The organism is Pantoea sp. X-Soil-TKNS-1279 (assembly GCF_059730565.1).
Map to the genome: position 1 here is coordinate 1,358,695 of NZ_AP035948.1, position 23,955 is coordinate 1,382,649.

26 protein-coding genes are annotated in these 23,955 nt (G+C 45.5%); 17 read left to right on the plus strand and 9 right to left on the minus strand.

The window, feature by feature from the left end; all coding sequences use genetic code 11:
• The first annotated feature begins 4 nt into the window (after positions 1–4).
• Positions 5–346, plus strand: coding sequence for a hypothetical protein (locus tag AC6I8N_RS06320; protein WP_497830282.1), 342 nt, complete (start codon positions 5–7; stop codon positions 344–346).
• A gap of 151 nt (positions 347–497) precedes the next feature.
• Here AC6I8N_RS06320 and AC6I8N_RS06325 read toward each other — a convergent pair whose 3' ends face one another.
• Positions 498–1,244 carry a hypothetical protein gene (locus AC6I8N_RS06325; RefSeq protein ID WP_497830283.1) on the minus strand — a complete coding sequence of 249 codons (747 nt, stop codon included), beginning with the start codon at positions 1,242–1,244 and terminating at the stop codon, positions 498–500.
• Positions 1,245–1,302: 58 nt separating this feature from the next.
• Here AC6I8N_RS06325 and AC6I8N_RS06330 point away from each other — a divergent pair, with 58 nt between their 5' ends.
• The 4 genes from AC6I8N_RS06330 to AC6I8N_RS06345 all read left to right on the plus strand — a co-directional run bounded on the left by AC6I8N_RS06330 (position 1,303) and on the right by AC6I8N_RS06345 (position 3,265).
• Complete coding sequence (locus AC6I8N_RS06330) at positions 1,303–1,494, plus strand: hypothetical protein (RefSeq protein WP_497830284.1); 192 nt, start codon at positions 1,303–1,305, stop codon at positions 1,492–1,494.
• Positions 1,495–1,555: 61 nt separating this feature from the next.
• On the plus strand, positions 1,556–2,239 hold the full coding sequence (locus AC6I8N_RS06335) for a hypothetical protein (RefSeq protein ID WP_497830285.1): 684 nt from the start codon (positions 1,556–1,558) through the stop codon (positions 2,237–2,239).
• A gap of 232 nt (positions 2,240–2,471) precedes the next feature.
• A complete protein-coding gene (locus AC6I8N_RS06340) occupies positions 2,472–2,930 on the plus strand; it encodes an STM2901 family protein (RefSeq protein WP_497830286.1) in 459 nt (152 codons plus the stop codon).
• Positions 2,924–3,265, plus strand: a complete 342-nt coding sequence (locus AC6I8N_RS06345; protein WP_497830287.1) for a DUF1493 family protein — start codon at positions 2,924–2,926, stop codon at positions 3,263–3,265. The genes AC6I8N_RS06340 and AC6I8N_RS06345 overlap by 7 nt, the downstream gene beginning before the upstream one ends.
• Before the next feature lie 67 nt (positions 3,266–3,332).
• Here the strand turns inward: AC6I8N_RS06345 and AC6I8N_RS06350 are convergent, their stop codons facing one another.
• Entirely contained in the window at positions 3,333–3,797 is a 465-nt protein-coding gene (locus tag AC6I8N_RS06350; protein ID WP_497830288.1) for a hypothetical protein, read from the minus strand.
• Between the two features lie 215 nt (positions 3,798–4,012).
• Positions 4,013–4,627, minus strand: coding sequence for a hypothetical protein (locus tag AC6I8N_RS06355; RefSeq protein ID WP_497830289.1), 615 nt, complete (start codon positions 4,625–4,627; stop codon positions 4,013–4,015).
• Between the two features lie 569 nt (positions 4,628–5,196).
• On the opposite strand from AC6I8N_RS06355, the gene AC6I8N_RS06360 reads away from it, so the two are divergent.
• Complete coding sequence (locus AC6I8N_RS06360; protein WP_497830290.1) at positions 5,197–5,736, plus strand: EAL domain-containing protein; 540 nt, start codon at positions 5,197–5,199, stop codon at positions 5,734–5,736.
• 446 nt (positions 5,737–6,182) lie between these two features.
• On the opposite strand, the gene AC6I8N_RS06365 is transcribed toward AC6I8N_RS06360, so the two are convergent.
• Complete coding sequence (locus tag AC6I8N_RS06365) at positions 6,183–7,277, minus strand: GTP pyrophosphokinase (protein ID WP_497830291.1); 1,095 nt, start codon at positions 7,275–7,277, stop codon at positions 6,183–6,185.
• Positions 7,278–7,491: 214 nt separating this feature from the next.
• Between AC6I8N_RS06365 and AC6I8N_RS06370 the strand changes: the two genes are divergently transcribed.
• From AC6I8N_RS06370 to AC6I8N_RS06380, 3 genes are read left to right on the plus strand one after another with little or no spacing between them, the layout of a single operon-like run.
• Positions 7,492–8,031 (plus strand): hypothetical protein, encoded by a 540-nt coding sequence (locus AC6I8N_RS06370; RefSeq protein ID WP_497830292.1) that lies wholly within the window; start codon positions 7,492–7,494, stop codon positions 8,029–8,031.
• Positions 7,952–9,736, plus strand: coding sequence for a terminase gpA endonuclease subunit (locus tag AC6I8N_RS06375; protein WP_497830293.1), 1,785 nt, complete (start codon positions 7,952–7,954; stop codon positions 9,734–9,736). The genes AC6I8N_RS06370 and AC6I8N_RS06375 overlap by 80 nt, the downstream gene beginning before the upstream one ends.
• 45 nt (positions 9,737–9,781) lie before the next feature.
• On the plus strand, positions 9,782–10,612 hold the full coding sequence (locus AC6I8N_RS06380) for a hypothetical protein (protein ID WP_497830294.1): 831 nt from the start codon (positions 9,782–9,784) through the stop codon (positions 10,610–10,612).
• 26 nt (positions 10,613–10,638) lie between these two features.
• Here the strand turns inward: AC6I8N_RS06380 and AC6I8N_RS06385 are convergent, their stop codons facing one another.
• Positions 10,639–10,887, minus strand: coding sequence for a hypothetical protein (locus tag AC6I8N_RS06385; protein ID WP_497830295.1), 249 nt, complete (start codon positions 10,885–10,887; stop codon positions 10,639–10,641).
• 45 nt (positions 10,888–10,932) lie between these two features.
• Here AC6I8N_RS06385 and AC6I8N_RS06390 point away from each other — a divergent pair, with 45 nt between their 5' ends.
• Both AC6I8N_RS06390 and AC6I8N_RS06395 read left to right on the plus strand, forming a co-directional pair.
• Positions 10,933–11,643: a class I SAM-dependent methyltransferase gene (locus AC6I8N_RS06390; RefSeq protein ID WP_497830296.1), complete on the plus strand. Its 711-nt coding sequence runs from the start codon at positions 10,933–10,935 to the stop codon at positions 11,641–11,643.
• Positions 11,644–11,816: 173 nt separating this feature from the next.
• Positions 11,817–12,737: a hypothetical protein gene (locus AC6I8N_RS06395; protein WP_497830297.1), complete on the plus strand. Its 921-nt coding sequence runs from the start codon at positions 11,817–11,819 to the stop codon at positions 12,735–12,737.
• Positions 12,738–12,826: 89 nt separating this feature from the next.
• Here AC6I8N_RS06395 and AC6I8N_RS06400 read toward each other — a convergent pair whose 3' ends face one another.
• Both AC6I8N_RS06400 and AC6I8N_RS06405 read right to left on the minus strand, forming a co-directional pair.
• Positions 12,827–13,648: a pyridoxal phosphatase gene (locus AC6I8N_RS06400; protein WP_497830298.1), complete on the minus strand. Its 822-nt coding sequence runs from the start codon at positions 13,646–13,648 to the stop codon at positions 12,827–12,829.
• Positions 13,649–13,743: 95 nt separating this feature from the next.
• On the minus strand, positions 13,744–14,001 hold the full coding sequence (locus AC6I8N_RS06405) for an HAD-IIB family hydrolase (RefSeq protein ID WP_497830299.1): 258 nt from the start codon (positions 13,999–14,001) through the stop codon (positions 13,744–13,746).
• A gap of 144 nt (positions 14,002–14,145) precedes the next feature.
• On the opposite strand from AC6I8N_RS06405, the gene pgl reads away from it, so the two are divergent.
• Entirely contained in the window at positions 14,146–15,144 is a 999-nt protein-coding gene (gene pgl, locus AC6I8N_RS06410; RefSeq protein ID WP_497830300.1) for a 6-phosphogluconolactonase, read from the plus strand.
• Positions 15,145–15,233: 89 nt separating this feature from the next.
• On the opposite strand, the gene bioA is transcribed toward pgl, so the two are convergent.
• Positions 15,234–16,526: an adenosylmethionine--8-amino-7-oxononanoate transaminase gene (gene bioA, locus AC6I8N_RS06415; protein ID WP_497830301.1), complete on the minus strand. Its 1,293-nt coding sequence runs from the start codon at positions 16,524–16,526 to the stop codon at positions 15,234–15,236.
• A gap of 86 nt (positions 16,527–16,612) precedes the next feature.
• Here bioA and bioB point away from each other — a divergent pair, with 86 nt between their 5' ends.
• From bioB to bioD, 4 genes are read left to right on the plus strand one after another with little or no spacing between them, the layout of a single operon-like run.
• Positions 16,613–17,644 (plus strand): biotin synthase BioB, encoded by a 1,032-nt coding sequence (gene bioB, locus AC6I8N_RS06420; RefSeq protein ID WP_021182451.1) that lies wholly within the window; start codon positions 16,613–16,615, stop codon positions 17,642–17,644.
• Positions 17,644–18,798 carry an 8-amino-7-oxononanoate synthase gene (gene bioF / locus AC6I8N_RS06425; protein ID WP_497830302.1) on the plus strand — a complete coding sequence of 385 codons (1,155 nt, stop codon included), beginning with the start codon at positions 17,644–17,646 and terminating at the stop codon, positions 18,796–18,798. Before bioB ends, bioF begins: the two co-directional genes overlap by 1 nt.
• Positions 18,779–19,534 (plus strand): malonyl-ACP O-methyltransferase BioC, encoded by a 756-nt coding sequence (gene bioC / locus AC6I8N_RS06430; protein ID WP_497830303.1) that lies wholly within the window; start codon positions 18,779–18,781, stop codon positions 19,532–19,534. Before bioF ends, bioC begins: the two co-directional genes overlap by 20 nt.
• Entirely contained in the window at positions 19,531–20,199 is a 669-nt protein-coding gene (gene bioD, locus AC6I8N_RS06435) for a dethiobiotin synthase (protein WP_021182454.1), read from the plus strand. The genes bioC and bioD overlap by 4 nt, the downstream gene beginning before the upstream one ends.
• An 85-nt stretch (positions 20,200–20,284) precedes the next feature.
• Here bioD and AC6I8N_RS06440 read toward each other — a convergent pair whose 3' ends face one another.
• The gene (locus AC6I8N_RS06440) at positions 20,285–21,001 is read right to left on the minus strand and encodes an ABC transporter ATP-binding protein (RefSeq protein WP_013508350.1); all 717 of its coding nucleotides are present in this window, start codon (positions 20,999–21,001) and stop codon (positions 20,285–20,287) included.
• An 896-nt stretch (positions 21,002–21,897) separates the two neighbouring features.
• Between AC6I8N_RS06440 and uvrB the strand changes: the two genes are divergently transcribed.
• Positions 21,898–23,919, plus strand: a complete 2,022-nt coding sequence (uvrB, locus tag AC6I8N_RS06445) for an excinuclease ABC subunit UvrB (RefSeq protein ID WP_021182455.1) — start codon at positions 21,898–21,900, stop codon at positions 23,917–23,919.
• Positions 23,920–23,955: the final 36 nt, after the last annotated feature.

The following is a 23,955-nucleotide window of genomic DNA, read 5'->3' on the forward strand; positions in this document are numbered from 1 at the left end:
TACAATGAAATATTTTTATGCTGTTTTTATTTTCCTGTTGCTTTCTGGATGTGTTGTGAATTATGACAAAACATCTTCTGGGAAGATCTCTAATTATTCAAAAAATCAGGTTGAAAGTATGGTTATCGATGGGGTTACAACAAAAAAGGATCTTTTGCTGACTTTTGGTCCTCCCAACGTTCCAGATGATTATAACCACGGTAATCAATGGCTTTATCATTCTAAAATCATTGATAATAAAACGCTGTTGTTTATAAAAACCTACCATAATAGAGAGCAATGGTTAGAAATTGAGTTTAGTGTAAATAATATAGTCTTAAAACACTCTTACAGAGAATCCCCCTAACTCACAATTTTCTAGTCCATGACTAACAATTGTGCTGGCTCAAGTCAGGTCCAGCACATTTCGATTAATACTCTTCGTGAGTAACTACCGCACTTCACCTTACACGTTATCTCCGAGCTGGTTAAAGACGAAATATAATTATGTAAAAGCATTACTTATTAATGTTGAAAAAGGAGTCATATGTACCCGAAGTACAGCTAATTTTTTTAATGGCTTTTGTCCATTCTTCTAGTAGGGGTTTTAATTCCGCAGTCTCTTTTTTAAACTCATCTATTGACTCTTCTAGAGTGAAATCTGTGAAATCACCGATTTCATTTCTCTTATGAGACTCAATCGAATAATAGAAATACTCGATGTTTTCATCGAACATGTCAATATCCCATTTATTTCCTAAGAACTCTAAGAGATCTTCATTATATTCATCTTTGAGATTCCAACCAAACCGATGTAGTTCCACAAGCGATGCGTTAATTTCGTCAGATAAATCAGCAAGCTTTACCATTGACTTATGGAAAGTGGTGATCATTACGTCATTCTTTCGCTTAGCGTAGAAGCCATTTCTAGACTTTACAAGTTTAATCATAGAGTTAAGGCAATTACTTACTCTGTTAATCTCAGTCTCTGCATTATTAATATCTTTGCAAATTAACTTAATAGCGATGGAGCTACCATCCTCAACATTTTTTCTTTTAATCCAATCTGGTACAGCCTTATAAGCCATATATGCTACAACTAATGTACCAAATGTACTGAGACTACTGACCCAATCAGATAGGCTACCAAAGTCAAAATGATTTGTAGTACCTTTTAGAGCAGCATTGACTACTAACCAAAGTGAAAGTACTAACAAAATACCAATAGCAACTTCTTTAACTACCTTCAACGCCTTAAGAAACATTGTCTAATCCCTCAACCCAAAAGAGAATAAATACCATAAAATTCAGAGGAATAACAATATGAAAATTGATAGTTTTAAAGTAGGGCGTTTTGAGATTCGGGACACTGAGGAAGGGATTAAGTACTTCATTGATGGTGAGCAAGTGCAGTACCCCGAACTAGCTTGGGACTCACCTGAACGTATCACATTAGATGTACTGAAAGAGAAGTACGATCATGAGTGTCGTGATAGTGGGTTGAAGTGGGAATAATGTATTGAGTTTCTTCAGTAAATGGGTATTCTGAATAGAAAATCTTATGAAGGAAATCATCATGGATGGAATTTTCAATAGAATACCTATTCTTACTGCTTTAACATTTTTATCGTACATAACGTATTTCTCATACAAGACGGGAGAATCTTTTTTTTATGGTTATCCTATTTCCTTTATTCAAGTTGACTTCAGTACTTTGATATTCACTCTTATGAGAGTGTCAATACTTCTACTCCTTTTTGCTGGGATTATGTGGTTTTTTATTGTCACTAAAAGCACGTATTGGGATTCATTCTTTTTTTCTGCTTTTAGCTATATTTTTGTATCAGGCATTGATTACTTAGTAAGGGGGGAGTTTGACATAAAATCAGGGTTTGTAAATTTGTTAATGTTGTCTGTTGTATTTGTTTTGTGCCACTTCTATATAAAACTTTCAGCCAAAGATGTAGCATTAAGAGAGAAAATACGTCCGGCTTTAGGTTCCATGTTAGGATTGATTATAATATCTTTCTTCATGGGGAACTATTTTGGCCCCATGTTTAGCATTATGGAAGACAATGAGGGTAATGTAATAGTTTCAGAATTCAAGGACGGATTTCTTACATTGAAATGCTATGATGATCTATCAAAAAGTTTTTCAGTCATAGACATCAAGGATAAAAAACTCAATAATGTTAGTCGCGACTATTTGACAAGGCATTTTATAGTGGGTGAATGTAATCCTTCAATGCATTATGAATAGTTGAGCCAAAATAAATTGGTTAGCATTGAACTGTTACTTTCATGTGGTTCTGTAAAAAGTTTAAAGCGTCAAATGGTAATTCACTCTGCAGATCACGGAACTCATCATAATCAGTGCCTTGCCTTGCCTTGCCTTGCCATGATTCGATAAGTTGCTATCTGGCATGTATTTGTCACATTTCGAATTCTTAAGTTATGATTGGTCTTCCAAAGGCAAACGAAGGATTGTAGCTATGGATACGACAGAAACGCTCAATGGGACTTACTTCTACGCAGGAAGGCCAAATCTGACAGCAAGTGAACTCCTGTTTATGATTTTCTGTGAACAGATAGCAGACCAGCTTGGTGTAGATGACTTCGGGGCCATAGTGGCGATTGTGGCGGGGCTGAACATCGCACCTACAAGAGGTAAGTTTGCCGGAGCAACGCCCGGAACCTCTTATGCATCCAAAGGTGCACGTAAGGTTTTTGGCAAAGCTAAGTTCCCTTGGGGGAAAGAACTACCTTCTATCGTGGGTGGCTATCCACCGTACAAGCTGAAGATCATTATGACGCATAAGGTAAGCACATTTGTAGGTCGTGCTATTCCTGTAGTTGGTTGGGTGATCCTTTCATATGACTTACTTCAAACAACGTTTCATACCGTTGGAAAGTACAACTCCATTGCCAGAGGGAACGATAAAATATGGTAACGGATAATGAAGTTTTAGAATTCTTCAGGGGAGAGTTATCAATACCAGTCTCGTGGAGAACAGGAAAGAAAGAATATCTCGAGATGGATACCATTCTACAGGATTACGCAGAGTGGGATGAATTTCCATACGCGATAGAAGAGTACGGTGAAAAGTTCGGCGTCGATATCTCAGTAATTGATATGAGCGTCTATTATCCGGCAGTTAAGGCACCACTTTTCACAAGAATGTTCAAAAGACAGCAGATAGAAGATGAAACAAAACGAATCAGAAAACCACTGACTGTTAGAATGTTCACTGATAGTGCTAAAGCTGGGAAATGGCTGTATGATTAACTAAATTCACACCTGCACCACTATCGGGAATGTTCTGCAAAACTTCTTGGTGCAGGTGTGAAGTACATTAGACTTCTAAATTATGTTCTCTGCAATATTTTACGTAATAAACATCCTTTAAAAGATTTTCGATGTCAGATACAGTGAATGCATAAATTAGGTCAGGATAGAAATATCCAAAATGACGAACTAATAGAAATAGAGGTTCTTGTGTTTTAAGATCATTTTCTTCACGATAGTAAACTACATCCCAAGTAGTGCCTGCCATCATTTTTTTCTTTGTCTCTTGACGCTTGATAAATGGTTTTTTTGACCAAGCTAAGAATTCTTGAAATGGGCGGGTATTCTCAGTAATTCTACTGTCAGTATATATGAATGGAAATCCGATATAGTCGTACCCAAGATCCACAACAAATGAAACTATAGACTTATCATCTGTAACTCTCATTGGATAGTAACTTGGTGCGTAACGACGAACCATTGAACCTTCATAAAATACACTATAACTTACATCACTTTTATAGGTTGTCATGTGTCCCGGATGTACAGCAGAACACCCACTCAGGAGTAAAGTTAGAACAAGGGAAATCCATATAAAACTATTCTTCAGCATGTCCTGACCCTACAAAATTCAAATATTAGTTATCGACACATGAAGCATAAACTTTATAGGTTAATGATGTTTTTTTTTGCTATGAACCACAACTAACTGTTGTTCTGCTAACTTTCGTATTTCATCGTCGTCTATCATTTCAATTTAAAAAAATGGTCAAACCTCTTTACCTTGAACTTATCATATTCTTTTTCTAAGTTATTCAAAGACAAAAGACAATCATTATAATTTGATTTGAGGATTTTAAAATGATTGTCAAATTCAGACCAGCCAACATTGTGTAATTGGTAAAGGCAAGCGTCGCAATAAAAATAGAAATGTGCGGCAGATGTATGCAAATCAGTTAGGTGATTGGTTACAACCAATATTTCACCTGGGTTTGAGACGTTTAATGCCCAACGTTCCAAACGAAATAATTCATCAATCAAATTGTGAATGTTTTTCATATAGACCCTATGCCATTCTTCACTCTCTTTATATGCAAGGTATTGGTCTTTGGGAGGCACTGAGCGACTCTGTTGTATTTCTTCTAATAGTGAAAAATTAGCATGTAAGTCGTCAATGATTTTCTTAGAGTTAAGAGCGTATTCATCAATGGATGCTAATATTTCTTCTGCTTTATCAAATCCTTTAGTGTGCGATCTTTGGGAAAACCAACCCCTTGCATTCCATGCAGCATAAATAGCGGCCCCTGTCATTGCGATATTACAGCCAGCACTTACCAAGTCTGATACATTTCCCAAATCCATTAAATTAATCCTGTATAGCTGATTATGAATATTATGTATCATAAATTCTTATTAAAAACTATCAGAAAGGAAATTCACGCTGTTTATCCATATCGACAAAATCCAACTCTCCATCATGAGCAAGTATCATATCTCTCTCATTGCCTAACCACGTAAGCACATCAAAGATGCATACAGGAGTTTTGAGTATCAGCCAGTACGCATTACTCGTAGTTCTGCCAAACCAGTAGAGTCTTTCTCCATCTACAGCCTTCGTCTCAAACAGAACAATAGCACCCTGATCAATCTTTGCTAAGAATCCCCCAGGGTGTACGACAACTAGCCTTTCTCCTTTCTCATGGCAGATTTGTAAGCCACGCGTAATTGACGGATCAAACCCATTCTTGTTCCCCATAACCTATGTCTCTCAAAATCCTCATATGCTGTATGTATAAACAGTATTTCGTGATTTTGCAAGCTTCCTTATTTTAAAAATGATCAAAATCAATAAGTTAAATCATGATGAGGTCTTCCATTGATATCAAAAATGATCAATATTTGATCATTCTATTCATCATGGATATCAAAAAATGGATGAAATGTGTTCAGTGCTTCACTCTGAAGATGGAAAGGTAATAGGGGTTCAGTACCCAAGATCGTTCGATAACATCGAAGAGTTCATAGAGTTGTTACAGGGGTTAGAGGAAAAGTGCTGGTACTTTGACCGCCATGATTTGGTACTCGCAATACCAATAGGTTTCGGTATCGCATCAGTACTCCTTAACAACCCCATATTGGATAACTATCCGTTTATCCGACTAACCATAAGAGAAGACTTTCCAAACCTTAGTGACGGTCGCAGGAATCGACTACTGAATGCGATGTGTGATCGATACTCCGTATGGCTCGGTAATCTCGGAAGTGGCTCATCTAACATGGTGGCTGTGATGGAAGGGGGTTTTGATTGTCTTGTAATGGATAGAAAGTTCACACAGGGAAACGCAGAAAAAGCAATCTTCCCTTCAGTACTGAATGAAATAAACAAATACACAAACAACCTGATCGTGCCTGGTATCAACACCGGCAGGTACAGACCTGTACGTCTGAAGCACCTAGAAAAACTAATGTAGGAATTATAAAAATGAAAAAACTACTCATGGCAGCAATCATTGCTCTTACCACAGCATGCACTTCACATCATTCATGGATGAACAAAGCCTATGTTGGCTATGTTGACCAACAGGCAGTTGTCTTGTTCGATGCTGGCATACGTAACGGCGTCCGGTATTACAGGCCGCAGTTCCAATCCGATTGCCACTATAACAAGGTGTACTTTGACGAACAGAGCAGTACTGGATGTGTAATCAATGAAGCTCGTATAGCAGACTTGCACTCATACACTTCACATGTAGAGCGTGTGGGTAAGGGTGGCAGTACTAAGGGTTATCAATAAATCGGAAAAGATAAGATATATAGCTTAAATAGAGATTAGATTTAAATATAACACCACCGACGGTTAATCTATCGGTGGCATACAATAATGTATGTGGAAAGGTTTAATTATAATAGTTAAAGATTAGTCTTCTATATCCTTCATGATAATTTCTAAACATTCAAATAAAGGGATGAATTTAGATTCTTTCATTATTTTTTTATGAAGGTTGTTTTCGTATGCATATATATACATATAATACAGAGCAAACGTTTCGATTAACATGCAGTTGTATGTTTCCGGTCTCAGCATCTTGTAGCATGAATCGATTATTTTTATCGTTCTGGGGTTGCTATATTTTTTTGATAGTTCTTGAAGTTTTTCAAGAGTTGTAACATTAACTGCCTGAAAAATTCTAAGCGAAGACTCGTAAAATGCTTCGTCGATTATTATAGATCTAGGGTAATGATTTGACTCTGCCATTAATTCACAATATTTAGAATATGTTTCATTTAAGGGCTTATTTGATAACAAAAATTGTTTAAGAGATAGACTGTTCAGTGAAATCTCTTTAATAGAGTTTGCATTCTCAGACTGTACTGCAACCGATACATCTTGTTCATACTGTAATATGTTGTTTTTGATATCTAAAAACTGCTTGTCAATTAACTCAAGATTCCCCGATAATATCGAGAACATTCGCTTTATTTCAATTGGCATCGATTTGTTGGATTTATAGCCAAGCTTGTGTTCTATTTCAGCCCACGCATGTTGTAGTATTGTCCTGATTTGTATTTCAAATTTAAAAGTTTTGAAATTAGCGTATTCTGGTAAAGAGCTACGTGACTTATTAAATGATACAATATAATGCAAGGACATATATCCAAAGCGATCCGCCCCCATTGATTTGGTTTTATCAATGGAGTTCTTTTTATCAATTTTAAATTGTTTAATGATTATTTTTTCAATTTCTAGAATGTCAGCAGTATAGTAAGTTACAATTCTAAAACCTAAGATGTCAGTGATGTCATTTAATTTTTTATATTTCTGTTTCTTTTCAATTTTGTTTTTCAAACTCTCATGAGTTTTTACTCTATGAGATATGGTATGAGGTTCAATTGCAGCCTTGCGTAATAAGGTTCCAAGTAAAGCTTGTATAGAAGCCCCCATTTCTTGAAAATTTTCGAAGTTTGTTTGATAATCAAGAAGAATAGGTGCAATGAAGTTTTTATGGTCCATATAATCACTCTACTTGCTAAGCAAATGGTAAGCTGTTAATCAGATTAACAAAACACTTAAGTCGCTGTAAAGTGAATTGATTGATTTATGTTTAGGTTCTCCTCAGTTACGTGTTTATCGGGCAGTTTCGCAGCTCGGTCTTTTAAAAATTTATCTAAATTTAAACTTATCCCGCCCCTCATAAATACTCATAGCTAACCTAAAAGGAACAACTATGAGTACCACAATCTCAATCCGCTCACTCGCAAAGCAGTACGGTTACGATGAATCTACAATACGCCAATCCTGGATACCAAAAGGGCTTGATATGTCATGGCCTGAAGAACAGATCCGTGCATGGGTAGTTGATGAAGTACTGAAACCTTTAAGAGATACAGATCTACGCGAACAGATAGACCGTGAACGCCTTCGCCGTATGACCGCAGAAGCAAGCCAGGCAGAACTTGAACTTGATAAACAGCTTGGGTTGGTGGTTGATACTGCCTACTTAGAATCTAGCCTCAGTGAGTACTTCAGCCAGCTAAAAAACTACCTTCGCACAATCCCACAGAAGCATTACTTAGAACTCTTTGAATCAGAGGACGCACTACAACTAAAACAGAAATTAGCAGGCTTCATAGATGAAGCACTGAATGAAATTGGCTCTCAGGAATACGAGATGCCAGAGGAAGAAAATGAACAAGGACAAGTTAACGAAGATACTGAATCGGGCAGTGCAGAAGATTCTTCCTCCGAAGAGGATGAAACCGAGTGATTGGTGTGAAGCTAATCTAACATTTCCAGATGGTCCAATGGGTGGACAAAGGTTAAGTCTCTTTGAATTCCAGAAAGAACCACTCGATATAATTACCAATCCCAAAACCCGCAAAGTTGTACTTCAGTCTTCAGCACAATTACTAAAAACAACCGTAATGCTTAATGCCGCAATGTACTTTATGGCAAATGATAATTCCAATATGGCTTTTGCCTCCAGTACAGGAAAAGAAGTGAAACTGATGAAGACGGGGAAGTTTGATAATGTGATTTCCCGTTCAGATATTCTCTCTGGGATAGTTACTGACAAGAATAATAAGAACTTTGCGAACAACGCAGATCTGACACAAATGATTGATGGATCATTCCTGTACTGGCTGAACTTAAACGCCGCAAGTACCTTACGTGGGAAGACAATCAAGAGGCTATTCCTCGATGAAGTATCAAACGTTGAAGCAGATGGTGAAGAAGGAAACCCATTACGATTAGCTGAACAACGTGCCAGTACTTTCACAGATGGCCTTGTCATGGTGGCAAGTACTCCAAAACTGAAAGATGACTTGATATGTAATGAGTACTTACTGAGTGATCAACGCCGCTTCTTTGTTCCATGCCCCCATTGCCAACATAAACATACCCTTGAATGGGAAAATGTCAGATTTAAATGGCGTCAGATCAATGGCGGTCGTCGTGCATTACCTGATGAAGATACGGCAATGTTGCATTGCCCTAAATGCGACAGCGAAATCAGTGAAGCACAACGTATACGCATGGTTAAACAGGGCAGATGGATTGCAACAAATCCCGATGTGAAAGACATTGCCGGGTTCCAAATCAGTCGTCTCTATAGTCCGATAACAACCATAAAGAAACTTGTTGCTGAATTCGCACAGGCACATTTCGAATTCGATCTCATGAGTTTTTACAACAATGCCCTAGGTTTGCCCTGGGATGATGAGATGAATTCGGACATTGATTTGGTTGTACTGGAGAATCTACGTAACAGTACTTACAACATCCGAACAATCCCTGATGATGTACTTGCCGTGACACATGGCATTGACCAACAGTTAGACCGTCTTGAAGTTACCACTATTGGATTCAGTGAAAAGAGAATCTATGTACTGGACCATCGGTCATTTTTTGCCCCCGATTGTACGAAACCTGGAGCAAAGGCATACACAGAACTTGATCAATTCCTCGCGGCACCATTGCGTACTGTCTCAGGCCGTGCGGTAAAAGTACTTGGATCGTTCATAGACTCCAGTAACGGTAATGCCACGGCAACTATATATCGCTATGCATCAACCCGTAGAAACGTATATGCGATTAAGGGTAGTTCTTCAGCAAGTGGTGATTTGTTCAAGGCAAGTCGTGTGGGTGGTCATGATTTACTGATGCTTAACGTTAATGAGGGAAAAAACACTATACGGCGTCTACTTAACGGGGCAGTCAGTGAAGAATGGGAAGAGATGCCTACTCAATTACACTTCACTAATGATCTTCCAGATGACTATTTTGAACAATTAACCAGTGAAGAACTTAAACGTAAGGGTGACAACCTCTATTGGGTACTGAAAAAAGGCTATAAACGTAATGAATCACTCGATTGTCTGAACTATGCGTTGATAGCGAAAGAGTACTATATCCTCAGTTCAACAAGTACTTCATGCCTAAGCCATATGATGGCATTAGATGGTAGTTGATTTCCCAAGATTTCAGTAGTTTAATGAAGTTTTGGGAGGGATGTTATGGATCTAATTAAAGAGATTTATTCTGATCTTAAATCTGGTTTCAGATGGTTTGTTAAGTTATCACCAAAGGTAAAGAAACAAAAGTATTGGATGTATGGGTTTATTAGTTTAGTACTTCTAGTGTTTTTCCTAATCAGTCATTCGCATAAAGAAAACGGTATGACAGATTGGATTAGTGCATTAGCTAACGTAGTTATGGCAGGGGCGGCTGTAACAGGCGTGATATTTGCTAAAAATTGGAAAAGTGATGCAACTGTAGAAAAGTTAATAGAAGTCGGCACTGAGGTTTTTCTAGATGATTTCCCTAAGCTTTTAAATTTCAATGCATCTCCTGCAACTCTTAATAGAATAGTATTTGTATTAAAAACAATTAAGCAGAATGGGTTGATTAATGAAATTAATGCACATGAACTATATTATAATAGTAACGATTTCTTAGATGAATGCAATAAGTATTATGATGTACACAGGTCTTTCTTAGCCAGGGATAAAAAGATACATCATTTAGGTTGGCAGGTGAATCCTAATTATTCAGAAGTTCATTCTTCAATTTTAGATTCATCATATTACACGAGCGAGTTCTCATATTATTTATGTGGAAATTTAGTTAATTTCATGCGTAGTGTTTCTATTGATGTTAATGTTGCGGTCGATATTTTTTTAACTCAAAATTATACAACATTGAAAATCAATAATGAAAAGAAGATTGATGAGTTACTTGAAGAAATTGAGGTTGTAATGCTTTATAAAAGCACACTAAAAAGTGCTGTTGAACTTATAAGAAATGATAAAGTGGAAATCCTGAGTTACTTTATACCCAAGAAATAACTTTCTGAAAAAGTGTGAGTAAATTATTACTCACACTTCCAGATAGTGTTTTGAACACCTTGCCCTGCCGGTAAGTGCGGGTTCATGTTTGCACTATGCTTGTAAGTTGCTTTGTTCTTGCCGTACTGAGCACAGGCTGCATTAGCTGTCTTTTGTAGGCTATCTAATCCATACCAAGCATCAGATTGAATGCTAACTTTTTCGCCATCGTTGTATTGAACTTGAGCACATCCCATTAAAGCCAATGGGAAAATAATCATAATCATTTTTTTCATTTTTATTCCCTAAATACCAGTACAAAAACTGTACATGGGTATTTTATGGCACTACTAACAAAACAACAATCAAAACTACACAATCAGGTAATGGACTTAGTTCACTCCGACAAAGTACTAACATTTGAAGAAAGAGAATTCATCCTTTGGAACTATCAAGGCGACGGCATTGGAAGTACTGGAGCATTCTTTACACCAGAATGGTTAGCATGGGATTTTACTATTGATTCTGGCAGTACTGGAAGGTGTCTTGAACTATGTGCTGGTATTGGGGCACTTAGTTTCTGTCAGTACACAAGATGTAAACCACAACATATCACTTGCGTCGAACTTAACCCCGATTATGTTCAGGTAGGTATGAGAGTACTTCCAGAGGCTGAATGGATCGGTGGTGATGCCCTTACATACGCCTCAGAAACGTCATACGACATTGTTTATGGCAATCCACCATTCGGTAAGATCAATACCTCAGAGGCTATTAGCGGCTCTTACAGAGGGGCTGAGTTCGAATACAAGGTGATTACCCACGGTGCATCACTGGCACCATATGGCGTGTGGATTGTCCCACAGGGTTCAGCAGGTTTTATCTATAGCGGGGCAAGGTGCTACGAACGACAAGAATCAACGAAGTATCAGAAATTCACAGAGCAGACAGGACTACATTTTGAAGCGGGATGCGGTATCGATACCTCGATTTACCGAGAACAATGGCATGGTACTAACATTGTGTGTGAAGTAGTTACCGTTGAGTACTGAAAGTTATTAGACGAACGGGCATTATTAAAAATTAAAAAACTTAATGAGATATGAGGTTATTCCTAATTCTAGTGTATGTGAAAATTTAATGATGGTTATCTTGTTTGTGTTATTTACATTTCGTTTCATTTGATGTTTTATTTAATTTCTTCTCAGAGAGTCTGGAGGCTGTTATGAATAGCAGTTTGTTAGGCTTTAAATCATTATGTTGCTTATCATTAGCGTTATCATTAACTGGTTGTACAACATGGAAGGCACTAACATTTAAAGAGGATAAAATAGATAGTGGTATTACGACAAAGCAAAATTTTGTCATTCAGACTTGGTATGTACCGTATAACGAAAGTGAACATTGTGAAAAGCTTCCAATCAAAAAACGAGAAACTGAACATAGATCAAAAGACGGCATGGTAACGCGGTCTGTATCAACAGTTCTCCTCTCTGGAGTAGTAACAGTAGCTTATAATTTAGTTGATAATGAAATCACTGGTTGGATAGATAATAAAAAATCTTCATTTACAAGAAGTTATAACGTAACGGGGAATTACTATCCTAATACAGATGTAAATGAAATGGATTGGTCTCTTTGTGTCCTTGTTAATAGAGTAAGTCAAGAAGATGGTAGTATCTATTCAACGATTGGATTTAGATTGGATAATCATGTGAAATATAATGTTTCTCAACTGAGTATACCGTATGTGAAGATAGTTAAATCACTAGCCGTAACTGATTCAAAAAGTAAATCTATTTCACTACAAGCGGATGTTAAAGTTTTAGGTTTAGAGAAAAAAGATTCTGTTATGTCAGAGATAAGTAATAGCACATTAAGAATAACAGGCCTGTCATTGGGGCAGGAATACTCGTACAAGAAGAATGTTAAGCTTTCTGATGTAAGTGATAAGACGAATATCAATGTAATTACACCATATTTAAACTCACCACGAGTTAATAGTCCACTCAGTTTTGTTGTTACGGTTACAGAAATTGGTACTGGGGCTGATAATTATGAGGTGCTCGGTAATGCTTACAAGAATAACAAAGAGCAAATACTAATTGTCAGTAAGGAATATATGAAAAAAATTCTCGATGAGTGAAGATTTAAACAAGGTTGACATTGAAATGTCGATTTTTAATATCACACCATAATAAAAATACCTGCATATTAAATTATGCAGGTTTTTATTTAAATTCTAAAGTGATTTTTAATGAAATCAGCAATAGTTGGTTCAGTATTATTACCAATTACTATATCAGCACAGGCTTTAATCTCATCAGCAGAATTACCCATTGCCACACCAAGCCCGGCACTTTTAAGCATACTCAGATCGTTAAAGTTATCCCCAAAAGCGATAACTTGGTTCATAGATATTCCCTGAGATTCAACCCATTGTGCCAGCCGTTTTCCTTTGCTGTTTCCGTTTTGAGCAATATCAACTTGATCATGCCATGACCATTCACAGGCAAGACCAAGCTCACTTTCAACGACTTCACCAAATTTCTTTAATTTCACTATATCAGTATCAGTGAGGGCGAATTTCCAAATCCCCTCTACATCATGAGCGGCTTCACGTAGTGAATTCACCTTGCGGAATTCAGGTCGCTGTGATTCTGGTAATGATTTCGCCCAATTTTCAGTACGGATGATATGTCCAGTTGGTTCCTGATAAATCATGGCGTCGTCGGCATACATCAATCCATGAATGTCGTAATGATCAAGTAGGTCAATCAATTGTGTAGCTTGTTCTGGTTGCAATGGATCAGATGCAAGAACCTTCTTTTCATGGTAATCGTACAGTAACGCACCATTACAACATATTGCGGGTGTATCTAACTCAAGTGCCTGATAGAAGGGATGAATAGCAACGAAATGTCGCCCAGTAACGATTACAACTTTTGCACCAGACTTACGAGCATTTTGTAGGGCAATTAGAGATTCAGGGAGAATTTTTTTTTCTGGAGTCAACAAAGTGCCGTCCAGATCAAGGGCTATTACTTGATAGTTCATGCCATGTTTCGCTGTCATTTAGTTGAAAGTTTTTTTGATATTACACCGCTTACTGGCTTCATCAAAATCACGATGCTGATACGATAACTCATTGATCAGTGGAGTGTTGCCTGATTTGCTGTAATAATGTTGCAGTTATTCAAATAAGTGCCGTTACAGCAGATAGCGGGTGTATCCAGTTGCAGTGCCTGATAAAAAGGATGGATGGCACAATGGTGGCGACCGGTAACAATCAGCACTTTGACGCCTGCCTGCTGCGCGCGGGCCAGGGCTTCAAGGGATTCAGGCAGAATGGTTTTACGCGGGGTCAACAGGGTGCCGTCAAGATCAAGGGCGATTACGCGGTAGCTCATTACTCTTTCCGTCTGGGTTACAAAGCAATCAGTCTACACCGGGTAACGCCTTTGAGACAAAAAGCAGGGCACAAATGATTCCTGCGCGGCAAAATGAAACGCGCTAGAGTGATACCCTTTCAGCAAGCCGAACAAGGAGAACGCATGAAACAAGTCGTGTATACCGCCAGCCCCGAGAGCCAGCAGATCCACGCCTGGCAGTTACAGGAAGATGGCGCGCTGACGTTATTACAGGTGACGGATGTGGCTGGTCAGGTGCAGCCGATGGTGGTCAGCCCGAAGAAAGATTTCCTCTATGTTGGCGTGCGTCCGAATTTTCGCGTGCTGGCATACCGTATTGCCGCGGATGGCACCCTGAGCGAAGCCGGAGAGGCACCGCTGCCGGGCAGCCCGACGCACATTTCTACCGATCGCCAGGGTAACTTCCTGTTCTGCGGTTCTTACAATGATGCCTGTGTCAGCATCAGCCCAATTGGTAGCGATGGTCTGCCGCAGGCTCCGAGCCAGGTGATCGGCGGGCTGGAAGGTTGTCACTCCGCCAATATTGATGTGAAAAATCAGACGCTGTTTGTGCCGGCGCTAAAGCAGGATCGTATTTGTTTGTTCCAGTTAGGCAACGATGGCAACCTGACACCCGCCGCGCAAGCCCAGGTCACCACGGTTGAAGGCGCTGGCCCGCGTCATATGGCGTTTCACCCGAACGGCAACTATAGCTATTGCGTCAACGAACTGGACAGCAGCGTAGATGTCTGGGCGTTAAGCAATGCACACGGCGAAGTGGAGCGTGTGCAGAGCCTGAATATGATGCCTGCGGATTTCAGCGGCACCCGCTGGGCAGCGGATATCCATCTGACGCCGGATGGCCGTTTCCTGTATGCCTGCGATCGCACCAGCAGCACCATTACCGTATTCAGCGTCAGCGAAGATGGCGGCTTGTTGAACATCGAGGGCTTCCAGCCGACAGAGACGCAACCGCGTGGTTTTAATATCGACAACAGCGGGAAATATCTGGTGGCAGCCGGGCAGAAATCGCACCATATCGAGGTCTACAAAATCAGCGACGATCGCGGTCTGCTGACGCCGCTGGCGCGTTATGCCGTCGGACAAGGCCCAATGTGGGTGGTGATTCACCCACTGGGTTAAGTCATTACGCGATAAATCGCTAAAACCTTGCGCGATAAATCGCGCCGTTACGGGGTAAATGGTAGCGGCGCGATTTATCGCGCTATTTGTCACCTCTGAAAATGGTGCGAAAAATCCAGCGCATCGCGTACGGCGTCGGTCAACTTCGCCAGCTCTGCCGCCGTGATCACATAGGGTGGCATCAGGTAGATCAACCGCCCAAACGGACGGATCCACACCCCGCGCTCGACAAAGAACTGTTGCAGTGCCGCCATATCCACTGCCCGACGAGTCTCAATCACACCAATCGCCCCCAGAACGCGTGCATCCGCCACGGCCGGATGGTCAGCTAACGGCAGCAATGCCGCGCGTAGCTGCTGCTCAATCTGTGCCACCTGCGCCGACCAGTGACCTTCGTTCACCATCTTCAGGCTTTCCACCGCGACCGCGCACGCCAGCGGATTACCCATAAAGGTTGGGCCATGCATAAAGCAGCCGGCGGCGCTGTTGCTGATGGTATCGGCCACTGCGCGAGTAGTAAGGGTGGCGGAGAGCGTCATGGTGCCACCCGTCAGGGCTTTGCCCAGACACAAAATATCCGGCACGATCCCGGCATGTTCGCAGGCGAACAACTTGCCGCTGCGGCCAAAGCCGGTGGCAATCTCGTCGGCAATTAGCAACAAACCGTAGCGATCGCACAGCTCACGCACCCGTTGCAGATAACGCGGATGATAAAAACGCATCCCCCCTGCGCCCTGCACAATGGGCTCCAGGATCACTGCGGCAATCTGCCGGTGATGTTGCTCCGCCAGACGGGCAAAATCGGCGAAATCAGCGTCATCCCACGCATCATCAAACCCTCGCTCCGGTGCGGCCGCGAACAGGTGTTCCGGCAGATAACCGCGCCACAAGCTGTGCATCGAGTTTTGCGGATCGCACACCGACATCGCGGCGAATGTGTCGCCGTGATAACCGCGTTTCAGGGTGAGAAATTTTTGTCGGGTTTCCCCCCGTCCCAACCAGTATTGCAGCGCCATTTTCATCGCCACTTCGACGGCGATCGACCCCGAATCGGCGAGGAACACACATTCCAGGGGGGCTGGCGTCATCGCCACCAACTGACGGCACAGCTCCACCGCTGCCGGGTGGGTGATGCCACCAAACATCACATGCGACATCTGCGCCAGTTGGTCCTGCAATGCCTGATTAAGACGTGGATGGTTATAACCGTGGATCGCCGCCCACCATGACGACATGCCATCCACTAATTCACGTCCATCCGCCAGTTGCAACTGGCAGCCATGCGCCGCGACGACCGGGTAGCAGGGCAGGGGATCACGCATTGAGGTGTAGGGATGCCAGATATGCTGGCGGTCGAAATTGAGATCGTCCTGAGTGAACATGGGTATTGTAAACCAAAAATAAAAAATATAGTTTACAAGTATAACCACGTTAATCGTCAGGATGAACCCTTTTCTGGAGTGAAGCAATGGCACATCGCTGGACACTGGCACAAGCCCAGGCACTATTCGATAAACCTTTCCTTGAGCTGATGTTTGAGGCGCAGCAGGTACATCGCCAACATTTCGACCCGCGTCAGGTGCAGGTCAGTACCCTGCTGTCGATCAAAACCGGCGCCTGCCCGGAAGATTGTAAATATTGCCCGCAGAGCGCGCGCTACAAAACCGGGCTGGAATCGGAACGTCTGATGGAGGTGGAAGCGGTGCTGGAATCGGCGCGCAAAGCCAAAGCCGCCGGTTCGAGCCGTTTCTGTATGGGGGCGGCGTGGAAAAACCCACACGATCGTGACATGCCTTACCTGGAGCAGATGGTGCAGGGCGTGAAAGCGATGGGGATGGAAACCTGTATGACCCTCGGCACCCTCAACGACACCCAGGCGCAGCGCCTGGCGCATGCCGGTCTGGATTTTTACAACCATAACCTCGATACCTCGCCGGAATTCTACGGCAACATCATCACCACGCGCAGCTACCAGGAACGCCTGGATACGCTCGACAAAGTGCGTGGTGCGGGCATTAAGGTGTGTTCGGGCGGTATCGTCGGCCTGGGCGAAACGGTAAAAGATCGTGCCGGTCTGCTGGTGCAACTGGCGAACCTGCCGACACCGCCGGAAAGCGTGCCGATCAACATGCTGGTGAAAGTTAAAGGCACGCCGCTGGCGGATAACGACGATGTCGAGCCGTTCGATTTTATCCGAACCATTGCGGTGGCCCGTATCATGATGCCGTCTTCTCATGTCCGCCTTTCTGCCGGTCGTGAGCAGATGAGCGAACAGACCCAGGCGATGTGTTTTATGGCCGGGGCAAACTCGATTTTCTACGGCTGCAAGCTGCTGACCACGCCGAACCCGGAAGAAGACAAGGATTTGATTCTGTTCCGTAAACTGGGACTCAACCCGGAGCATACCGCCACCACCGCCGGTGATAACGAACAGCAATATCAGTTGAGTGAACAGCTGTTGCATGCCGATACCGCGCAGTTTTACAACGCGGCGGTGTAATGAGCTGGTCGCAACGTATCGAACAGGCGCTGGCGGCGCGGCGTGCCGCCGATGGCTGGCGTCAGCGTATCCGCGTGGAACATAACAACGTGCGCGAGCTGACCGTCGCCGGGCAACGCTATCGCCACTTTTCCAGCAACGATTATCTTGGCCTGAGTCAGCATCCGGCAGTGATTGCCGCCTGGCAACAGGGGGCCGCGGAGGCCGGGGCTGGCGCGGGTGCATCGGGACATGTGACCGGTTTCAGCCGTTATCATGCGCAACTGGAAGAACAACTGGCCGACTGGCTGGGTTATCGCCGTGCGCTGCTGTTTATCTCGGGTTTCGCCGCCAATCAGGCGGTGATCCATCTGCTGGCGGAAAAGCCGGATCGGATTGTGGCCGACAAGCTGGCGCACGCCTCGTTACTGGATGCTGCCAGCCACAGCCCGGCCACGCTGCGCCGTTTTGCCCACAATCAGCCCACCAGCCTGGCAAAGCTGTTGGCAACGCCGGTGGAGGGTAACACCCTGGTGGTCACCGAAGGCGTCTTCAGCATGGATGGCGACAGCGCACCGCTGGCGCAGCTGGCTGCTGAAACGCAACGCGCCAACGGCTGGCTGCTGGTCGATGATGCACATGGTATTGGCGTGACCGGTGAGCAAGGTCGTGGTAGCTGCTGGCAGCAGCAGGTGAAGCCAGAATTACTGATCGTCACCTTCGGCAAAGGCTTTGGCGTCAGCGGTGCCGCCTTGTTGTGCGATGACGCGACCGCCGATTATGTGGAACAGTTTGCCCGCCATTTGATCTACTCGACCGCCATGCCGCCCGCGCAGTGCTTCGCGCTACTGGCGGCGTTACAGCAAATTCAGCAGGGCGATGAATTGCGTGCGCAGTTGCACGCCAATATCGCGCGTTTTCGCGCTGGAGCGGCAGATCTCCCCTGGCAGTTGATGCCATCGGCCAGCGCCATCCAGCCGTTGGTGGTCGGTGAGAACAGCGCTGCGCTGGCGTTATCACAGCGGTTGAAGGCGGCGGGCTGCTGGGTCAGCGCCATTCGTCCCCCGACGGTGCCACCGGGCACAGCACGCCTTCGCATCACCCTGACCGCCGCACATGGTTTTGACGATATCGATCGTCTGCTGGAGGCGCTGTATGACGCTGCACATCAATAAACAGGCGATTGCTCAGGCGTTTGGTCGGGCGGCGCAACATTATGAGCAGCATGCCGAGTTGCAACGCCAGAGTGGTGATGCCCTGCTGGCGCTGGCACCGGCCGGATTTGGCCCGCACCTGCTGGATGCTGGATGTGGTACCGGTTGGTACAGCCGCTACTGGCGCGATCGTGGACGTACCCTGACTGCGCTTGATCTGTCACCAACCATGCTGAATAGCGCGGCCCGGCAACACTCGGCACACCATTATGTGCAGGGCGATATTGATGCTTTGCCGCTGCCGGATGCCTGCGTTGATGGCGTGTGGAGCAACCTCGCGGTGCAATGGAGTAGCGATCTGCGCACTGCTTTGCAGCAATTTCTGCGCGTGACTCGCCCCGGCGGCAGCGTGCTATTTTCCACTTTGCTGGCCGGTTCGCTCAATGAGGTTCATCAGGCGTGGGCGCAGTTGGATGGACGTCAACACGCCAACCGTTTTCTCAGCGCGGCGCAAATCGCCGCCGCGACCGATGGCATGGCGCTGCACAGCACGCTGCAAACCATCACCTTACATTTTCCCAGCGCGCTCAATGCGATGCGTTCGCTGAAAGGCATTGGCGCAACCCATCTGCACGATGGACGCCAGGGCGGATTACTGACGCGGAGTCAGCTGGCCCGGCTGGAGCAGTGCTGGCAACAGGACGAGGCGGGTTATCGCCTGAGTTATCATCTGATGTATGGAGTCTTAACGGCATGAAACGCTGGTTTATTACAGGTACCGACACCGAAGTCGGCAAGACGGTAGCCAGTGGCGCGTTGCTACAGGCGGCAGGAGCTGCCGGATGGGTCACCGCAGGTTACAAGCCGGTGGCCTCGGGTTGTGAGCAAACTGCCGAAGGCATCCGCAACAGCGATGCGCTGGCGCTGCAACGCTACAGCTCGCTGGCGTTGCGTTATGAGCAGGTCAATCCGCTGGCTTTTCTTGAACCCACGTCACCGCATATCGTCAGTGCCGAAGAGGGCAGGCCAATCGATTTTGCCGGACTGTCTGCCGGGCTACGGGAGCTGGAGCAACAGGCAGAATGGGTATTGGTGGAAGGCGCGGGCGGATGGTTTACTCCGTTGTCGGCAACGCAAACCTATGCTGATTGGGTGGTGGCTGAGCAGTTGCCGGTGATCCTGGTGGTGGGTATCAAACTGGGTTGTATCAACCATGCGATGCTAACTGCCGCCGCCGTGCATGCGAGTGGCCTGCGCCTTGCAGGCTGGATCGCCAATACCATTCAACCGCCGGGTAAGCGGCATCAGGAATATCTGGCAACATTGCGTCAGCGTCTTGATGCGCCGTGTCTGGGCGAAATCCCGTATCTTACGGATGACGCGCAGCAGGATGACTGTGGCCGTTATCTGACATTACCCTGAAGCGTAGCGGCGCGATTTATCGCGCAATTCCGAGCGTGGCTGGAAAAAACTGCGCGATAAATCGCGCCGCTACGGGCAGCTCATGTCAGGTTACCGTCAGCCATTTATTGATGGTGACATCGTCCAACTGGGCCACTTTTCCCTGCGCCACGTTGCGACCACGATGCAGCAGCAGAAAATAGTCAGCCACGCGGCGGATAAAGGAGACGTGTTGCTCCAGCAGCAGAATGGTCAGGCCGTAATCGCGGTTCAGGCGGCGAATCAGATTTCCCATCTCCTCCTCCAGCCACGGCGACATGCCTTCGGTAGGTTCATCAAGGATCAGCAATTTCGGCTGTAACACCAGCGCGCGCGCTAATGCCAACTGCTGCTGCTGATCCATCGGCAGTTCTCCGCTGCGCTGGTGGCGTAATGAATAGAGCGCCGGGAACAAATCGAACACCATTTCCGGAATGGCGCGACTGCGGTCGTCATGCGCCGCCATCAGCGCAATCAGCAGGTTATCTTCCACGCTCATTTGCGAGAAAATATGGCGACCTTGCGGTACGTAGCCGATACCCATGCGCGCACGTTGCTCCGCCGGTTGCAGCAATAAATCTTCAGGGGGGGAGCCATCTTCCTGCCAGGTCATCGACCCGCTATTGATCGGCAACCGTCCCATAATGCAGTTGACCAGGGTGGTTTTACCCATCCCAGGGCTACCCAGCACGCCCGTGCAGGTGCCAGGGGGCAGATCGAGGTCCACATCCCACAGGATATGGTTTTGACCGTAAAACTGATTCACCGAACGTAAACTTAGCATCTGACATTCTCCTTCCAGATAATTAGCCTGAATGCTCCCGCTCTGTGTCGTCTGGCAAACAGTCAAACACGATTCATCATTGCCACTCTCACCATCAGTGAGTTGATGCGTATGCTTATGGAGAAACCTGCAATTCCCAGGCCAGTTTGCTGATACCATGAAAAAAAGCAGCAGCAGCGAGGCAAAATCAGGAATTAAAGTTGAGCGATGCTTAACAATTGCTGGGAGTGATAAAACGGCTGCACTTTAGCGGTGCTGAATGCTTAACGTTTCTGGTGCATCTGTGCAGTAATAAGGCAGATCGCTCAGGAATAAGTGGCCTTATTTACTGAGAATTTCGGGCTTTCAGTGACGTCAGCACGGAAAAAGAATAGTTAATGCCACGCGGGCTGTGGGAAAAATAAACATAAAAAATTTTTTTTTCGCACGCCAGGAATAGGCTTAGAAAATTATGCACAGGCGATGGCGGCGGGGCTGCCGTCAGTTATCCACTATTCCTGTGGATAACCTTGTGCATTAGAGACTGAAAACAGAGCGCAAGCGAGGAAATACGCGGCCTGGATACATTATGCTGAGAAACTGGGCTTTTTACTGATTTATAAATAAATCAATATGTTATTTAAAATCAAGCCTGAGATTTTTCTTGTTGGTCATACAACTGCAATTTTATGACGCTCTATTGACAAATGTTAAAAGCATCACCCGTCTGGGGATAACCTTGCGCAACAAGGTTTTGCCAGATGCCGCATAAATTGCACTGAAGCGAGTCGTTGCTGCTCCCTGTTATCGTGCAGGATATCTGTAAATATATCCAGTATTTTTTTCTGGCAAATTCGTCATAGCGGAGTAGAATTAGCAGCCTGCCCGCCGATATCTCCTGCAGGAACGAAAAAATCATGAGTAAAGCCTTCAAACTCAACTCCGAATTTAAACCCTCAGGGGATCAGCCTGAGGCGATTCGTCGTCTGGAAGAGGGGCTGGAAGACGGTCTGGCACACCAGACGCTGTTGGGGGTAACCGGTTCGGGTAAAACCTTTACCATCGCCAATGTGATCGCCGATCTCAACCGGCCAACTATGGTGCTGGCGCCTAACAAGACCCTTGCGGCACAGCTCTATGGAGAGATGAAGGAGTTCTTCCCGGACAACGCGGTGGAGTTCTTCGTCTCCTACTACGACTACTATCAGCCTGAAGCCTATGTGCCCAGCTCCGATACCTTTATCGAAAAGGATGCCTCGGTGAATGAGCACATCGAGCAGATGCGTCTGTCTGCCACCAAGGCGTTGCTGGAGCGACGTGACGTTATCGTGGTGGCGTCGGTGTCGGCCATCTACGGTCTGGGTGACCCTGATCTCTACCTGAAAATGATGCTGCACCTGACGCGTGGCATGATCATCGATCAGCGCAGCATTCTGCGTCGTCTGGCCGAGCTGCAATATACCCGTAATGATCAGGTGTTCCAGCGCGGCACCTTCCGCGTGCGCGGTGAAGTGATCGATATCTTCCCGGCGGAGTCCGATGAGATTGCGCTGCGTGTGGAGCTGTTTGATGAAGAAGTGGAGCGGTTGTCATTGTTTGACCCGCTGACCGGTCAGGTGGTTTCGGTGGTGCCGCGTTTTACCGTCTACCCGAAAACCCACTATGTCACGCCGCGCGAACGCATCCTGCAATCAATGGAAGAGATCAAAAAGGAGCTGGTGGTGCGCCGTCAGGTCCTGCTGGAGAATAATAAGCTGCTGGAAGAGCAGCGCATTACCCAGCGTACCCAGTTTGACCTCGAAATGATGAACGAACTCGGCTACTGCTCGGGTATCGAGAACTATTCACGCTACCTGTCCGGACGTGGGCCAGGCGAGCCGCCTCCGACGCTGTTCGACTACTTACCGGCAGATGGTCTGCTGGTGGTGGATGAGTCCCATGTGACTATCCCGCAGATTGGCGGGATGTATCGTGGTGACCGCGCACGTAAAGAGACGCTGGTGGAGTATGGGTTCCGCCTGCCGTCGGCGCTGGACAACCGCCCGCTCCGCTTCGAAGAGTTTGAAGCGCTGGCACCGCAAACCATTTATGTTTCGGCAACGCCGGGTAATTACGAGCTGGAGAAATCCGGTGGTGAGGTGATTGATCAGGTGGTGCGTCCGACAGGGCTGCTCGATCCGATCCTCGAAGTACGTCCGGTGACCACCCAGGTGGATGACCTGCTGTCGGAGATCCGCAAACGCGTCGAGGTCAACGAACGTGTGCTGGTGACCACCCTGACTAAACGCATGGCGGAAGATCTCACCGAATATCTGGAGGAGCACGGCGAGAAGGTGCGTTATCTGCACTCAGACATCGATACGGTGGAGCGTATGGAGATCATCCGCGACCTGCGTCTGGGGGAATTTGATGTGCTGGTGGGGATTAACCTGTTGCGTGAAGGGCTGGATATGCCGGAAGTGTCGCTGGTGGCGATTCTCGATGCCGATAAAGAGGGCTTCCTGCGTTCGGAGCGTTCTCTGATTCAGACCATTGGCCGCGCTGCACGTAACATTAACGGTAAAGCGATTCTTTACGCAGACAAGATCACCAACTCAATGGCACGCGCCATCGAGGAGACCGAGCGACGTCGTGAGAAGCAGGAGCGGTATAACGAAGCCAACGGCATCGTACCGCAGGGACTGAACAAAAAAATCACCGATATTCTGGAGCTGGGCAAAAACGTGGTCAAAACCCGTGGCAAGGGCAAAACCGCCACGCGCAGCGCCGCTGAAGCCGAAGCCAGCTATCTGGCGCTCACCCCGCAGGCGATGCAGAAGAAGATTCACGAGTTGGAAGGACAGATGCAACAACACGCGCAGAATCTGGAGTTTGAAGAAGCGGCGCGGGTGCGTGATCAGTTGCACGAACTGCGCGAGCTGTTTATCGCTGCGTCCTAATGCACGATAAATCGCGCCGCTACGACTCTCAGCGCG